At 36.2% G+C, this 16704-nt stretch carries 13 protein-coding genes; 12 read left to right on the top strand and 1 reads right to left on the bottom strand.

All coding sequences use genetic code 11. The features are described 5' to 3' along the window. Nucleotides 1–92: 92 nt before the first annotated feature. Nucleotides 93–2024 (bottom strand): methyl-accepting chemotaxis protein, encoded by a 1932-nt coding sequence (locus H7355_RS06705; protein ID WP_186645949.1) that lies wholly within the window; start codon nt 2022–2024, stop codon nt 93–95. A gap of 175 nt (nt 2025–2199) precedes the next feature. Here H7355_RS06705 and H7355_RS06700 point away from each other — a divergent pair, with 175 nt between their 5' ends. From H7355_RS06700 to H7355_RS06645, 12 genes are read left to right on the top strand one after another with little or no spacing between them, the layout of a single operon-like run. Further along, nucleotides 2200–3813, top strand: a complete 1614-nt coding sequence (locus H7355_RS06700; protein ID WP_186645948.1) for a SpoIIE family protein phosphatase — start codon at nt 2200–2202, stop codon at nt 3811–3813. Between the two features lie 19 nt (nt 3814–3832). Then, on the top strand, nt 3833–4774 hold the full coding sequence (locus H7355_RS06695; RefSeq protein ID WP_186645947.1) for a PDZ domain-containing protein: 942 nt from the start codon (nt 3833–3835) through the stop codon (nt 4772–4774). Continuing rightward, nucleotides 4775–5776, top strand: a complete 1002-nt coding sequence (locus H7355_RS06690) for a hypothetical protein (RefSeq protein WP_186645946.1) — start codon at nt 4775–4777, stop codon at nt 5774–5776. Then, nucleotides 5773–8379: a type II secretion system secretin GspD gene (gene gspD, locus H7355_RS06685; protein ID WP_186645945.1), complete on the top strand. Its 2607-nt coding sequence runs from the start codon at nt 5773–5775 to the stop codon at nt 8377–8379. Before H7355_RS06690 ends, gspD begins: the two co-directional genes overlap by 4 nt. Nucleotides 8380–8399: 20 nt before the next feature. Next, entirely contained in the window at nt 8400–10217 is a 1818-nt protein-coding gene (locus tag H7355_RS06680) for a GspE/PulE family protein (RefSeq protein WP_186645944.1), read from the top strand. 2 nt (nt 10218–10219) lie between these two features. After that, nucleotides 10220–11449 carry a type II secretion system F family protein gene (locus tag H7355_RS06675; RefSeq protein ID WP_186645943.1) on the top strand — a complete coding sequence of 410 codons (1230 nt, stop codon included), beginning with the start codon at nt 10220–10222 and terminating at the stop codon, nt 11447–11449. Nucleotides 11450–11502: 53 nt separating this feature from the next. After that, a complete protein-coding gene (locus H7355_RS06670; protein ID WP_186645987.1) occupies nt 11503–11961 on the top strand; it encodes a type II secretion system protein GspG in 459 nt (152 codons plus the stop codon). A gap of 5 nt (nt 11962–11966) precedes the next feature. Continuing rightward, nucleotides 11967–12803: a prepilin-type N-terminal cleavage/methylation domain-containing protein gene (locus H7355_RS06665; RefSeq protein WP_186645942.1), complete on the top strand. Its 837-nt coding sequence runs from the start codon at nt 11967–11969 to the stop codon at nt 12801–12803. Further along, the gene (locus tag H7355_RS06660; protein ID WP_186645941.1) at nt 12775–13389 is read left to right on the top strand and encodes a type IV pilus modification PilV family protein; all 615 of its coding nucleotides are present in this window, start codon (nt 12775–12777) and stop codon (nt 13387–13389) included. The genes H7355_RS06665 and H7355_RS06660 overlap by 29 nt, the downstream gene beginning before the upstream one ends. Next, nucleotides 13389–14144 carry a PulJ/GspJ family protein gene (locus H7355_RS06655; protein ID WP_186645940.1) on the top strand — a complete coding sequence of 252 codons (756 nt, stop codon included), beginning with the start codon at nt 13389–13391 and terminating at the stop codon, nt 14142–14144. Before H7355_RS06660 ends, H7355_RS06655 begins: the two co-directional genes overlap by 1 nt. Next, nucleotides 14135–15460 (top strand): type II secretion system minor pseudopilin, encoded by a 1326-nt coding sequence (locus tag H7355_RS06650; RefSeq protein WP_186645939.1) that lies wholly within the window; start codon nt 14135–14137, stop codon nt 15458–15460. The genes H7355_RS06655 and H7355_RS06650 overlap by 10 nt, the downstream gene beginning before the upstream one ends. A gap of 6 nt (nt 15461–15466) precedes the next feature. Further along, entirely contained in the window at nt 15467–16633 is a 1167-nt protein-coding gene (locus H7355_RS06645) for a metallophosphoesterase (RefSeq protein ID WP_186645938.1), read from the top strand. The last annotated feature ends 71 nt before the right edge of the window (nt 16634–16704 follow it).

The raw sequence follows: 16704 nt of genomic DNA, 5'->3' as shown, positions 1-16704 counted from the left end.
GGACTTATATGTAATTGGGTTGACTGATTGTTATTATTGCACCTTGTAAAAAATATAACAAGACCACAATTGGGAGTTTTTTCGGCAATTTCTTAAAAGAAGACCACATCACCTTTTGTAAGAGATTCATCCTCTTCTGCCTGTGCAACCGTTTCAGTTGGTTTCACCGCAGGTGCAGGTTTAGCAGGAGGCGGAGGCGCAGCCGTTGCACCACTTGGAGCAGCACTTGCTTTAGGTGGTGGCATTGATGATGGAGGAGGAGTGCCAGCCGGTGGAGTCGAGGGTGGAGGTGGAGGAGTGCCTCCACCGTTTGCAGCACCTCCACCACTACCACCCTGGTGTGCAGTTTTCAGGGCAAGCGCATCGTTTTGCAGAGCTTTGTTTAACAGATCTTCGATATTTATCTTTATTCTCTCAAGTGGTTGCAACGCTTGATCGATCTGTTGCTTGGTTATGTCTTGGAACTGGAGACTGAGAATGATCTGATCGATATTTTTGGCAACACTTTCCGAACTTGCCACTGCATTTGAAATCAATTTGGTAAAGACTTCAGTACTCTCTTCAGCTGTTCTGACAAGTTCGTTCACTGCATGGTCGACGTGTGTTTTCTTCTCTGTATTTTTCTTTAAGTTTTCCAATAAACTTCTACTGATATCTCTTACACTTGAGTTTACTTTACCGACAATTTGAATAATATTATTACTTGCTAAACTAGTTCGGTCTGACAATTTGCGCACTTCTTCAGCAACCACAGAGAAACCACGTCCATGTTCACCCGCACGGGCAGCTTCGATTGCCGCGTTCAAGGCAAGCAAGTTTGTTTGATCGGAGATATATTGAATTTCATCACTGATCTTATTAATCTCTGCAGTATTTACAAGGATTGTATCGATTGCTTTTGAATAATCCATATTCAATTTCGAGTTTTGTTCGAGCATTTCAATCATTTCACGTAACAAAGATAAACTGCTTTGAATCACTTCACTGAGTGATGTGTTGTTGTTATTTCCTTTACCACCTCTAAATTGAGCAGATATCTCGTTAGACTCTTCAAGATGTTCTTGAGCTTTTTCATAAATAAATCGAACTTTATCTCCTATCTCAATCGCACTTCTTTCTGTCTGATGTGTTACATTATGCAATTGATTGGTCATTTCTGGTACGAGAGAAATGATCTCTTCAAGTCGTTGAACTTGCTCACTTACACCCACTTCTTTTTGTGAGTTTTCAAGCTGCAATTTAGCCAATCTATTTTGTTGCTCAAGAGCTCTTTCTTCAGATAGAACGGCTCTGCTTTCCAGAGTTTTTGCCAGTGACTCAAATTCTCTCTTTTGTTCTTGTAATTTTTTATTCATGCTCTCAGCTGAAGATTTCCAAAACTCCATATTTTTCTGCGCTTGAACATTTTTTGATTGAAATTCATGCTGCAATGTAGAGAGGCGAGCATTATTGACTTCTTCCATATGTAAAAGCTGATGTCTCAATGCAATTATTTCTCTCTCGTATAATTCTTCTTTTGTACCATCTTTTGAGCGTGAGGATGCTGCTACAGAAACAGAAGGTATAGCTGTTGTTTGCTCGAAAGATTTCTTTTTACTTTCTAATTCTTCGATTTTTCTTAAGAGATCCTTTTCACGAGTCAGCAATTCTTTTTCTTTATTTTCAAGCGCTCTTTCTTTGCTTTCAAGTGACTTTTCCTTGCCTTCGAATGATTTTTCACGATTGTCAAGAGTCTTTTCTTTATCGTAAACTTTACGCTCAGAAGCATTTACCCCTTTCGATTCCAATTCTTCACGGATTGCACGAGCTGCTTCATTAGCAATTTTGTCTAAATCATGCGTCAAGATCTCATCTATTCTTTTTCTTACTGCAAAAAACCAGACATAAGACAAAAGAAACAGCACCACACCGACAGCTGTCGTAAGCATCCAATCTGTGGACAGAAAACCTGTTGCTGCGATCACAACTGCACCAATGATGGCGAGCAAGACAAGAACTGTGGGTTTAAATCGGATTTCTTCCATGAAGCACTCCAAGTCGCATTCAACTAAATCTTTTTACTAAGGTCACTTCGGATAATGTAACACTAATATAGAGAGCCACAGTATTGACATAGTGAAAGAAGATTTCAAAGCTTCATTTAACTGACATCTCAGCCACATTGAAACTGATAAAATTAGGAAACAGGAGAAAATACCATTGAGTAACATAACGATAGACGACATCATCCAAAAGTGGACAAAAAAGCTTTTGAATATCGTTCAAAACGTTTATGCCTATATTGGCTTTATTATTCTTTTTGGTATTATTGGAAATGTCATTATTGTTAATTTAGTTCTCAATATTTTCATGATAATATTTACAATAATATCTGGTATTTTTACCTATCATATATTTAAAAAATCAAATGATTTAATTCATGAATGGCATGAAGAATTCACGGAACCCACTCAAAAACTTTTACAAACGATACAAATGGTATCAATCCAAAATCTTGATCTTTTACCTGAAGAACAACTTAATAGTTTTACTTCTGAATCGCATTTAAAACTACTTGAAGTGGCAAGAGGTATTTTAGAGCATCAAAGATTTATCGACCAAGTCGTTGATAATATGTTTGAAATGATGTTTCTCTTAAACCAAGACGGAATTATTATGAAAGCAAATAAATCCGCTTGTGAAACCACAAGATACGTGCAAGCAGAACTCATAGGACAACATATAAGGAAATTATTTCCGCACGCAGAAAGTTTAGTGGATTATTATTTAGAGCTTGAAATTCAATTCACAACACAAGGTTTTGTCAGAGATGTTGAAGTATTTGTTCAGACATCAGAAGGAGAACTTTTACCATTTTCAATCAATGGTGTAAAAATTGAAAGTACCACTGGATCGCTTCTTGGTTATACAATGATTGCGAAAAACCAAGCTGAAACGGTTCGTTTATTTAATCAATTAAACAAAAGTAATTATGAGCTGGGTAGAGCCAATGATGAACTTGGAAAACGTTACGATCAAATTAAAAAAGAAATAGAAGAAAAAGAAGGGCAACGACGAACTCTCGAAATGGAACTTGCAACAAGTCAATTGGTGCAGAAAACATTTCTCCCACAAACACCTCCTGTTCATCCCAATGTTGAATGCGCAGGCACTGCAATTCCTGCAGCATTTTGTGGAGGAGATTGGTGGAACACTGTTTCATTAAAAGATAAGTTTTTCGTTTTTATTGCAGATGTTACTGGCCACGGTACCGCAAGTGCTATGGTAACTGCAGCAGTGTCTGGTTATTTTGTCGCAGTTCAAAGCAAACTTTTTGCGGGAGAAAATCTTGATGTAGATGACATTCTCGTAGGATTTGATACAGTGCTTTCGAGCATGGGCAATAGCAATGACGTGCGTTACAATATGACCTGTTTTTCTTGTGTTTTTGATTTCGAAAAAAGAGTCATACGTTTTTCAAATGCTGGACATAATTTTCCAATGCTTGTACGAGCAGATAAAAAAGTTATAAGTTTAGTTGCAAGTGGTCACCGACTCGGTAATACAAATGGTGAAAGTTTTGAAAAGAAGGAAATTCCACTTGAAAAAGACGACTTTGTATTTTTTTATACAGATGGCCTGATAGAAAATAAAAATGAGCAAGATGACGAATATGGCAAAAGGAGATTGCGAAAGTTTATAGACAAAAATAACTCTGAAAATTGCGCTGCTTTTATAGAACATCTTCTTCAAGATGCTTTGGAATTTTATGGTTCAGGTAAGCCACTTGAAGATGACATAACCATAGTCGTAACAAGGATAAATCAACTTTAATGTTAAGAACTATTTAAAAATGAAGAGTTTTGTAGCAAAATTCAAACATAGGATATTCTCGTCAGACTTAGTCATTCCGCCCGCAGAAAAAGTAGTGCCCTATGTCTATTCAATCGTCGGCATTTCCTTTGCTTTGGGAGTTGTCACTACGTTCACGGGGCTTTCTCAATCCAAAAACAGTAAAAATACTCAGCAGACAGAAATAAATAACACTGATACCTTAACCGAAACTCAAACAGTAGATTCCATTCTTAAAAGAAATTTATTTAATGTAACAGGTGCTATTCCTGATGCAGAAGACAATGGACAACTTGTCTGTTCACAGAATCCAATTAAATCCGATCTCCAGTACAAAATTGCAGGCATCATTTTTGGTGGTACTTCGGAAACAAGTATAGTTCAACTCGAAAACTCAGGCTCCACCGATAATAAAAAAAGTAACAGTTTTGTCATTGGTGACAAGCTGCCGATGGGTGGAAGATTAACCGGAATTCAAAAAAATAGAATTTTAATTACCAATAAAAATTGTCCTGAGTATATTGATTTAGTATATCCAACTCCACCAAAAAGTAGAGAATCAAGAGTATCGCAAAGTAACAATGGATCATCTTATAAGGAAAATGGTTTTGAACGAAATGGCAATGTTTCAACAGCTTCAAAACAATGGGTAAATAATATTTTGACAAATAATTTTGCTAAGACTCTTGAGGATGCAAAAGCTTCACCTTATCTCGTCGGAGGCCAAGTTAAAGGATTTATTTTAACAAATATTACTCCCAATAGTGTTTATGCAAAGTTAGGTTTGCAAAATGGTGATATTGTCAATTCAATTAACAATATTCAATTGAATGATGCCGCACGCGCCATTCAAACACTTAACTCAATGAGAAATGAAAACACAATCGTATTGCAAATATTAAGAAGTGGTAAACAAACGGAGTTAAAGGCGAATATACAATAAATGCAAAAATTAAAAATATTTGACAATTTAATGAACAATAAATTCTTTGCTAAATTGAAGGAACCTGACTTTTTTAATAAATTTAAGGTACCAACACTTGTTTCGAATTTAAATGTAAATGACTTATTTTTCGTTCGTACCTTATTAATAACTTTTGGCTCGTGCATTATTCTCTCAAATATAGTTAATACTTTTGCATCAATTTATCTTATAGAATCACCAAACTCAAAGCAAAACAACTCAAAGCAAGTCTACAATCCTCTTATTTTAACCGCAAAGGTTACTTATCCCCAAATACAAAAAAAAGTAATTGACCGTAATATTTTTAATATTTCAGGTGAAATACCTCCAGAAGACTCTGCAGAAAATAATGGACTTATTCAAAACTTTGATGCCATAGCTTGTTCTAAAAATAATGAAAAACTTCCAGTTGAACTTGTTGGAATTTTATATACAGGTAATCCAAAAACAAATCTTGTTACCTTTAAAGACCCAAGAATTCAAACAGCAGACGTCTATCATGAAGGACAAACAATCATTGATAACGAAACGTATGAAGTTTATAAAATACCAACTCCTTCAACAGTGCAAATTCGACAAGCAAATACAAAAATTTGTCTTTCAACTGGGACGCAATCACGTTATCCAATAGAGAGTGATAAAAACAACAATAGCGATGGACAGACTTATGAATTTACATCAGATTTTGTTGACGATCAGATTGGACCTGGATTTTCAAAAATCCTAAATTCAGCTCGTCTTGTTCCCGAAGTTTCAAATGGCAAAACAATTGGATTTAAAATTTTTGCAATCACGGCAGGGAGTCTCTTTGATAAAATGAATCTGGAAAATGGCGACGTAATCACATCAGTGAATGGAATTAAACTTGAGGATCCCTCTCAGGGCTTTAAATTATATGAAGCTATGCAAGACGAAACAAATATTATTGTTGAAATCAGTAGAGCGGGTATGCATATGACTAAAAAGGTAACAGTTCGATGAATCAGATATTGAAAAAAAGAACAGAAAATAAAAGCTTTTTAAGGATAGGATACAATAGGAAAATTAATTTTAGTTTAATGACAACTGTTGCGAGTCTTGTTTTCAATAGTGCTGTTGTTGCTCAAACGCCTCCTATTCCTCCTTTACCACCCTCTCCTCCGAAAGATCTCAATAAATCTTCGAATCAACCAGCTAGTCCTGCGAATGTTGACCCGAAAAATCCGCAGCCCAACAAAGCACCCAATCAACCCACTTTGCCCTCTAACGGCAATGCTAAAGATTCTCAAACAAATAAAGCACCAAACCAAGCAAAATTTCCAAGTCCCCAAACAGGTGTACAAACTCAGCCGCAACCACCCATTTCATCACCACATATTCAGGATAAACAAAAGGATAGCGCAGCAAATTCAGCAAAATCCCAAGATAAAAATAAAAAAGTCAATCCAGCTGATGAAATTCCTCATGGCAAAGAGCTCGTAAGTATCGACTTTCCAAATGGGGCAAATTTAAGCGATATTATAAAAACAATTGGTCTATGGACAGGCAAAAACTTCGTCCTTGCGCAAGGAGTTGCTGGCTCTTCAAGAATTTCTATTATTTCACCAGAACCAGTGACAAAAGAAGAAGCATACCAAGCATTTTTAAGTGCTCTTAATATTTCTGGTTTCACTACAGTGGAAACAGGATCTGTTGTCAAAATACTTCCGATTGCCAATGCTAAATCTTCTAACATAAAAACGTATTATGGGGAAAACTGGTCACCTTCAACCGACGAAATTATCAATCAAGTTGTTCCTCTCAAATACATCGATGCCAACAGTGTGATCAACCAACTCAGACCTCTGCTTGGCATTACGCAATACGCAGCTTTCACTACAACGAATTCGCTCATTCTTACTGACACAGGCAATCGTATTCGACGTATTCTCGAAGTGATCAAATTATTAGATTCAAAAACCAACCAACCTCTGGTTTCTATTGTACCTATTAATTACATGGATGCCAAAGACGCTGTAGCAAAAGTCAACGATATTTTTGGTAATCGCAACGGTCCTTCTTTAAGTTTGCAAAAGGTTCTTGCCGACGAAAGAACGAACTCGATAATCCTCGTTGGTCCAGCAAACGGCCTGGACGATATTGTACGTTTTGTTCAACGCATAGACAAACCTGCAGTTGATCAAAACTCACAAACTATGGTGCGTGTACGACCTCTCGACTATGCCGATGCAGAAAAACTTGCTCAAACATTACAAGCGTTGACCCAAAACACACGCCCGCAAAATTCTCCGTTTCGTCCAGCTTATTTTCAACCACCACCACCACCTTCTCCAGGCGCCCCCAGCTCAGGACCTCAACCACAACCTCAAGCTGTTGCCGATTTAAACGGTGTGAAAGTTACGGCGGACAAGGCAACAAATTCACTTGTTATTCAAGGCAGTAAATCCGCCTATGACGAACTCGATGGAATCATTGCCCAGCTGGATAAACGCAGAGCACAGGTTTATGTTGAAGCTAGTATAGTTGATATGGCAGTTGGAAATGATTTTAATTGGAGACCTTCAACTCTAGGTGGAGCTACTGTAAGTGATGGCAGATATATAATGCCCTTTGGCTTTAATGCTGCTCAAGCGGCTCCATTTGTCGTACAACAAACAAATACAACAACAAATATAGACGCCTTAAAAGGAGCAGGAAATCAATTCATGCTCGGAATTCTAAGTAATAAATCAATAAATCTTGGACCATTCACTTTAACTCCTGGCGCCCTTTTGTTTGCTTTAAAACAAGACTCCAATACCAATATTTTACAAACACCAAGTATGATGGTTTCAGACAACGAAACAGCAAACTTTCAGTCTAACCAGCAATATAGCACTGTCACAAATACCTCGAATCCGAATGGCCAAGGTACAATTCAATCAGTGAACAAATATGATGTAACAACTTCATTAAAAATCACTCCGCAAATATCGCGCACTGATTTTGTCTCAATGAAGATCAATTTACAGCTTGATGATGCTGGTCCTGCTGGAGAAAATGGATATCCAAATCCCATTAGCAAACGCTCTGCAGAATCCACACTCATTGTGCAAAACTCTCAAACTGCAGTCTTAGGTGGAATCACGCAAGACAGCCATAAAATTACTGAAGCAAAAGTTCCATTACTTGGTGATATCCCCATTTTAGGTTGGCTCTTTAAAACAATCAACAAAGTGAAAAGAAAAACAAGTCTCACATTATTTGTCACACCTCATATTGTCCGTAACTCTGATGATCTTGAAAAAATTTATTCAGAAAAAATCAAAGACAGAGATTTATTTTTAAAAGCTTTTTATGGTGATAAATTTAAAGAAGAAGAGTTTTATTCTAAACTTCCTAGCGAAGATGCAGGAAAAGCACCTATAGCTCCACCAAAAACAGAAGAGCAAATTGAAAGTGAGAAAAATCAAACTTTCGAACCTGCACCTGTTACAAAAAGAGTTATTTTACCAAGTGAAGATCCAAACCCAATCAACGCACCTTCTTCAAATTCAGGTACAAGCGGGGGAGGCTTTGGCTTTCCTTCACCACCACCTCCACCACCACCACCTCCATACCAATAAGATGGAGGTGAGAAAGCCTTATGCCTACAAAGACATCCGAAAAAGAAAATATTGTTAACTTAGAGGATATTCTTTCAAAAATTACATTAAAAAAGAGTGTTGAAGAGTATCCTGAACTTTTAAATAAAAATAAAACGTTTGAAGATATTTTAATTGAAAAATTTCGTGTCACACAAAAACAAATTGATGAAGCTCTTGAAGAACAAGCAACAAATAATATTCATATTGGTGATATTTTAGTTGAAAGCGATGTTTTACAAGAAACAGATAAAGCCAAAGCTCTTGCTATTTTTCTCAATTTAGAATATCAAGAACATTTCCCTTATAACGAAATCAATCCAAAAATTATTCGCAATTTAAATATTAGTTTTTGTTTACAGCACATGATTTTACCAATTGCAGAAGACGATCTTAACGTAACAGTTGCTGTATCCAATCCACTTGATACAATTAGCATTGACGATCTCAGAGTTATTTTAAATAAAAACATAAAAAGAATAGTCGCTCCTCGTGATTTTATCGAAGGAGCAATTAACAATGTTTTTGAGCGCCAAGAACTTGCAGATCAAGGTAAAGGGCTGACTGCTGATGATGATATTGGTGGAATTGAAGGTCTCGATGTTGCACATAATCTTTTACAAGACAATGAAGAAGCGCCTGTACGCAAAGAAGTTACAGCAATCATTCGTCGCAGTATCACTGAAAAAGCATCCGATATTCACATAGAACCATTTGAAGATCGTGTTTCCGTGCGTTTTCGTATTGATGGACGTCTGCGTGAAGTGAGAGTGATTCCTAAAAAATATCAATCAAGCGTCACGACACGTATTAAAATTCTAGCAAAATTAAACATTGCTGAAAGCCGCTTACCTCAGGATGGACGCATCACTCTAAAAGTAGGAACTCGAGAAATCGATGTGCGCGTTAGCACTCTTCCTATTAAATTTGGTGAACGCATAGTTTTACGTATTCTCGATAAGTCGGGTGGTATGCCGGATCTTGATGACATAGGTATGCCCAAAATGCTCTTGAAAAACTTCAAGACCATTATCAATCAAAAACACGGAATTGTGCTCGTCACAGGCCCAACAGGTTCAGGTAAAACCACAACTCTTGCTTCTGCTCTCATGTCGATTAATAAACCCGATGTGAGTATCATAACTGTTGAAGACCCTGTCGAAATTCAACTTCCTGGTGTGAGCCAAGTAGAAGTCAACGAAAAAGCAGGACTTACTTTTGCAGCCGCTTTGCGTTCTATCCTCAGACAAAACCCGAATATCATTTTAATTGGTGAAATTCGTGACTCAGAAACGGCGCAGATTGCTGTGCAGGCATCGATTACTGGTCACCTTGTGTTAAGCACATTGCACACCAATGACACCGCTGCATCGGTCACACGCCTTGTCGACTTTGGTATTGAACCTTTCCAAATCACAACAGCTGTTGTTGGTATTCTAGCTGTGCGTTTGGTGCGAAAAGTCTGCCAAACCTGCCGCGTTCAAACCGTCCACACAGCGGAAGAACTTGGATTGTTGGGTTTGAGTGCGAAGCAAACAGAAGGTAAGGTCTTCTATAAAGCGAAAGAAAACGGATGCCAAGCATGTAAATCATCAGGTTATTCTGGCCGGATAGGAATATACGAATTGCTCGTTTTCGATGAACACATTCGTAATTTCGTACTGAAAAGTTCGGACGGTGCTAGTTTAAAAAGAATGTGTGTTCAGCGTGGTATGAAGACACTTAGAGATTCTGCGCAAGAAAGATTTCTCAAAGGAGAAACAACTCTTGAAGAAGCTCTTTTTGCCACTCAAACCGAAAGCGATAACGAGGTATCATAGCCATGCCCTTGTATTCTTACAAAGGTCAATATGCAAAAACAGGTAAAAAAATAAAAGCTTTTATTGAAGCGGAATCTCCACGAGATGCCAGGATCAAGTTAAAAAAGCAAGGCATTTATATTATTGAAATGAAGGTGGACAATCGTGCAAATGCCGCTGAAGGAAGCACAAGTTTTCTAACAAAACTCAATCGTAAACCGCCGAAACCTGAAGATCTTGCGCTTGCTACGAAACAGTTTGCAATTCTATTGCGCTCTGCAGTTGATATAAATGATGCTCTCAGAGCCGTTTCCGAGCAAGTTGAAAATGAAGAATTAAAAGCAATTTATATTCGCATTCGTGAACTCGTCTCAGAAGGGAAATCTCTTTCTGATGCACATAGAACATATCCAAAAGTTTTTAGTTCTATTTATATAAATATGATTGCTGCTGCAGAAAAAGCAGGCGCACTCCCGCTTGTAATGCAGAGATTGTCTGAGTTTATTAATTATCAAATCGAAATTAGAAGAAAAATTGTAGGCGCTTTGACATATCCTGCATTTATGATTGTCGTTGCTATTTTAGTGACTATTTTCTTATTTGTAAAAATCATGCCAGAAATGATAAAATCTTTTACGTCTATTAAAGTAACGTTACCTTGGTATACGGTAATTATGAATGACTTATCAAATTTTCTTCAAAATTGGTGGTTACCTTTTCTCATTATTTTTATCGTCATTGGTTTTGCTATTTTTTCTTGGTCAAAAACTGAAAAAGGTAAATATAAGATTGATTTATTTTTATACACAGCGCCTATCATCAGTCCACTCATTCAAAAGGTAACAGTTTCCCGTTTTTCAAAAACACTTTCCACTGTTTTATCGAGTGGTGTTAGAATTGTTGAAGCTCTTCAACTCACCCGCAAAGTTGTCGGCAACAGTGTTATGGAAAAAGCACTCGATGAAGCCATTGTTAAAGTTCAAGATGGAGATAAACTTGCTACAGCACTTGAACGTACTGGTAGATTTCCAACAATGGTTATTCATATGTTACGTACAGGTGAAAAAACTGGGCAACTTGAAGATATGTTATTTAATATATCAGAGGTTTACGATGAAGATGTAAATAATCAAGTTGAAATCACAACAAAATTACTTGGACCAATTATTATGGTTTTTATGGCAGGAATGGTATTTTTAATGGTGATGTCCGTCATGGGTCCCATGCTTGAAGCTATGAATGGGTTGCATTAGCAAGGTTATTCAGTATAATAAAATTTCTTTTAGCCAATTGGAGTGCGCAATTTATGAATCTCAATAAATATTTAAAAATAAAAAAACAACTCGCTGCTCAAGCAGGATTTTCCATATTAGAAATAATTATCGTTGTTGCCATTATTGGTACCTTAATGGGGGTTATCGTTAGCCGTATATCTGGGGGAACAGACAATGCAAAATCTGGTATTACAGATACAAAAGCTTACACGCTGCAATCTAAATTAATCCAATATCAACTCTCTTTTGGTAAGTTTCCAACGACTGCACAAGGATTACAGGCACTCACTACAAATCCTGGAACGCCTATAGCAGTAGAGCAAGATTTACATGACGGATGGGATAATACCTTTGATTATAAATTAACAAATAAAGGTCCACTTATTATTTCAAATGGTAAAGACGGTCAACCAGGAAGCAATGAATCACTTTGTTACCTAAACGGTAAAAAACTTGATTGTAAAACAGTCGAAGCAGGAGCTCCAAACTGAAATCTTTGTTCTCTAAAAAAAAACCGTTTTCTCTTTTCGCTAAAAATAAAGTTCTAGCAGATTCTGGTTTTACGCTGATAGAAATTATCATAGTCCTTGGGATTATTGGCGCTATTGCAGGGGTGATTTTACCCAATTTAACTCTTTCAATAGATTCACAAATGTCAAGTTCTCTGCGAAACTTCACTGCCCAAGTGCGCTCAGCCTACAATAGCGCTATTTTTTCTGGCAGGTTGCACCGTATGGTGATCGATATCAAAAAAAGTGAGTATTGGGTTGAACAAGCTCCTTTAGGGTTTGAAGGACGTCCGCCTGCCATAGACAATGTTGATGAATCTGACTCTTTGCTCAAAAGTGATAGAAGAAAAAGACTGCTCGAAAGTTTGGATGACAAAGCGAAACAGCAGATGAACAGAGAAATGACAACAAGCTCTTCAAGTAACAAAAAGTTTTATTCAATTCGAAGTATTCCTGTGGTTCAACGCGAAATTTTACGACCCATCATTTGGCAAGAAATCAATGATTCTATTATTTATAAGCAAAAATTCCTCGGCCGTGTTGTTGTGGCAAAATTTACCAGCGGTTTAATCAGTAAAGAAATTAAATTTGAAGATGTAGCTAAAAGTGTAGATAAAAATAAAACGGAATTTGCATATATTTATTTTTTACCAAATGGAACATTGACTCCCACATCACTCCAAATGACTTCAAAAAGCGCTGAAGACTCATCATTGCTTGAAGCCAATGGTCCCAAATTCACACTCAATATAAACACGCTCACGGGACAAACTCGTTTGCTTGAAGGCTTTCAAAATGCAGATTTTACGCCACCTAAAAAATAATGAAAGCGGATTTTCTCTCTTAGAATGCATTCTTGCCATTGGTATTCTTTCAATAGTTATTGGCACAATAGTTGGATTGCAGTCATCTATAATTTCTTCAACACAAATATCAGGTGACAATATGAAAGCCTCATGGGCTATGCGTTCTGCTATTTCTCAATTGCAATACGTCTTAGACACTGGAGGCTCCAACGCTGTTCCAAATGAAGCTGAGTTCCCTTGGGCAACAGACGAACAATTTAAAATCAGCCTTATAAAAAAAGAATTAAAAGAAGTAAAACCTTCCCAATTTCTCTTAAGTGCGATGGGTGTTTATAATCTCATTTCACCTGATGGCAATGAACAAAGCGATGTCAGCGCAACTTTTTCTAGTATCACTCCGTTACTCGATGCACCTGCAGGGGCACAAAGTCAAAGTTTCTTTAATAATGTAACAATTCTTGTGAACTGGAGAGATGCATCCACACAACGCAGCATCACAGAAGGATTTTTCTTTATCGACAAAGATGCTTTAAAGGGTGTTAATCTGCCTAATCTAGGAGGTGATGATAAAAAATCTAACTCTCCTGATCAAGGAAATAAATAATGCATAAGCTTAAAAATCAACATGGTTTTTCTCTTCTGGAAATTATTTTAGCTCTGTCAATTTTAGCCGCATTAAGCGTTATGACAATTAATATATTAACCACCCAGCTCAGTACAAGAGAAAAAGTAACAGATTATAATAACCAAAAACATTCTATCAATATGGCAATGAAAAAAATATATGAAGATTTGCAAAGTGCATACATATCAGATCAAAAATCTTTAACTTCATTGAATCTAGGTGCACGGCAAATAGTACCACAACTTTATTACCGAAATAATAATTTAGTATTTTCAACCTCAAATTTTAAATCATATATAGCTAACTCGACTCAAAGTAATCTTGCTTTTGTTCGTTACTTTATTCGTCCTGATCCACAAAACTCAAATAAAAATCAACTTATAAGAGCGGTCGATACAGACATGTCGGAAAGCATTGAACGTGATGATGTGGGTTTAAAAGAAATTTTGGATCCTGATATCAAAGAATTTCATGTACTCTTTTGGAATGGCAATGAATATAGACAAGAATGGGATACAACAGCAAATGACACACAAAATAAACTGCCAAAACTTGTCAAAATTCATCTTGAATCCTATTCACCCGAAAGTTCTCTTGACAAGCAGCTGAGTGCAGCAAACCCGGTCAGTCAACAAAATAGAAAAACATATATGTTAGATACCACAGTTTATATTATGAGCACGAATGGTATACCCAATGTTCTCAATCCATCTGGAAGTTTTAAATGGCAATAAAATTATTTGTTAAAAAACTATTGCAAAAATATATAATAAAGAAACAAAAAGGCTTTGCTCTTATTTTTATACTTGTCTTTATTGCTATGATTCTCGGTGTCATTGCGGATATTGTTTATCAAACACAAGTCAGTGTAAAAAGCACGATTGAACAAAGAAATGAACTCGATGCCCAGACCACTGCATTGACAGGAATAGAGTTTGCAAAATTTTTACTTGGTTTAAATGCTCTTGCTGCGAAATACCAAGACAATCCTGTTCTTCCCATTCCAAAAGATATGTATAGTTTATTAAATGGTCAGCCGCTTGGTTCCAATAGTTTTGATAGTGTCGATAAACTTTCTGGTGTCAATCTTTCAAACTCCATTTCTCCGGAGATCAGAGAGGCGCTGAAAGTCGTCAAAGGTTATTTTGTTCTTAATATTTCATCTGAAAATGCAAAATTAAACGTAAATTCCTTACAAGGACGTAATTATTCAGAGACGCAAAAGGCACTTTTACGTATTTTTTCTACACAAGATTCTGAAAAATTCCTAGAAACTCTTGGATACACTCCTCAACAACTTGTCGATAATATGAGTGTATATATAAAACTTTCAGTAACCGATGGGTACCTCCAATCAGCGACACAAAATGCTTACTCCACAATAGCTCCAAAATATCAACCCAAACATGCTGCACTTGAGTCCCTCGAAGAATTGCGGCGTATCCCTGGCTTTCACCTAGATGATATTTACAATATGTTTTCTCCTTATTTCACAATTTGGCCACTCACTGGTGATCTTAACAACTTAAATATCAATTCAGCTCCTACAGAATTGATTGCAAGTGTCCTAACTCCTGAGCGGATGGATATTAATGACGTAGATTGGGATAAATTTGACAATTATCGAGCTTCGAATTCTTTTAAAAAATCTGGAATAAAAGAATGGTTTCAAACAAATATCTCTGCTTTTAAGGAAAACAAGGACAGCGAAAGTATTACAGATAAACTTTTTGGAACATCCGATAATATTTTCAAAGTTGAATCAAGGGGTGTAGTCAATGATATTGAGCGGACTCTCGTGGTTGTCTTCCAACAAGCTGGCTCACAAGGTAACAATTCTGGCAGTGGTGACAATCCTCAAAATAAAGAAAATGATCCAAATAAAAATGATCCAAATAAAAATGATCCAAATAAAAATGATCCAAATAAAAACGACCCAAATAAAAACGACCCAAATAAAAACGACCCAAATAAGCCTAATCCGCAAAATCAAAACACTCCGATTAATTCAAATCCAAGTTTTCAAATTATCTATAGCTATTGGAAATAAATTAAAATGCTAATAAAACTTTTATTTGCAATTTTATTAGCTTTTTCAGTAACTGTAATGGGACATTATTATTTATTTGTTCGCCTCATATCGCCTTTATTTGGCAATTCGCCCTTCTGGGTCATGACTTTTTTTTGTCTATGGTCTCTCACTTTTTTTGGTTTTTTAATCTTAAGGATTGTCCCACATTTTCTGCGAAAAATATTTGAAGTTTTTATGTTTCTATGGATGGGTGTTGCTTTTTTATTTTTAATTGTTTGTCTTATCACATCACCTATCAGTTTATTTTTAAAATTCATGAATTACGATGATAGATATCTAACATATTTTGTTATTCTAAGTGGATTATTCCTAACATTCTATTCTATGCGTAAAGCTTTAAAAGCTCCGTCTGTAATTGAAGCCCGTATACCTATCACAAAAAGTTTACCTGAAAGTTTAAAAAAACTCCGTATTATTGTTATAAGTGATATTCATGTTTCAGGTCTTATTGGCAGAAAAAGAATGATAAAATTAACAAAAAAAATAAATTCACTTTCTCCTGATATTATCTTTATCACAGGGGATCTTATGGATGGCTCAGTAAAGCAACTTAAAAAAGAAGTAGCACCATTAGCAGAACTTCGTTCTAAACAAGGAGTAATTTATATCACGGGTAATCATGAATATTATAGTGGTCCAAAAAGTTGGAAACAACATTTATCAGAACGCTTTCATTGGCACGTGATTTCGAATGCTTCTCACTCTTTTAAGTTTGAAGATCTTAATATTAATATTCTTGGAATAGAAGACAGACATTGGCTAAGTCATGAAAAAATTCCACGCCGCAATGACAGACGATTGCATTCCGCAGTGTATCACTTACAAAGAAATGGTTATGAAGTCGATAATTCTCTAAATATATTACTCGCTCACCAACCAAAAGATTCTAAGTTTATGCTCGATTTTCCATTTATTGACTTACAAATTTCGGGACACACACACGGGGGACAAATCTGGCCACTTGAGTATATTGTTTTAAAGGATCAGAAGTACAATAAAGGTTTGTATAAAATCAATGCTAATCAACATATTTATGTAAATCAGGGCACAGGTTTTTGGGGCCCCCCCATGCGTTTAGGTACTGTCTGTGAGATCACTCTTATGACGTTTTATCCGAGTCAAGATAATTAATTTTAAATTTCTGAAAGGAATGAGGCCATAAGAAAGATTTGTCTTTTACATAAAGACTAAGTTCTTTCTAA

It is taken from the genome of Fluviispira vulneris (genome assembly GCF_014281055.1).
In the GTDB taxonomy this organism is placed as follows: domain Bacteria; phylum Bdellovibrionota_B; class Oligoflexia; order Silvanigrellales; family Silvanigrellaceae; genus Silvanigrella; species Silvanigrella vulneris.
Note: the sequence above shows the minus strand (reverse complement) of the source record. Positions and strands in the feature narration are given on the sequence as shown.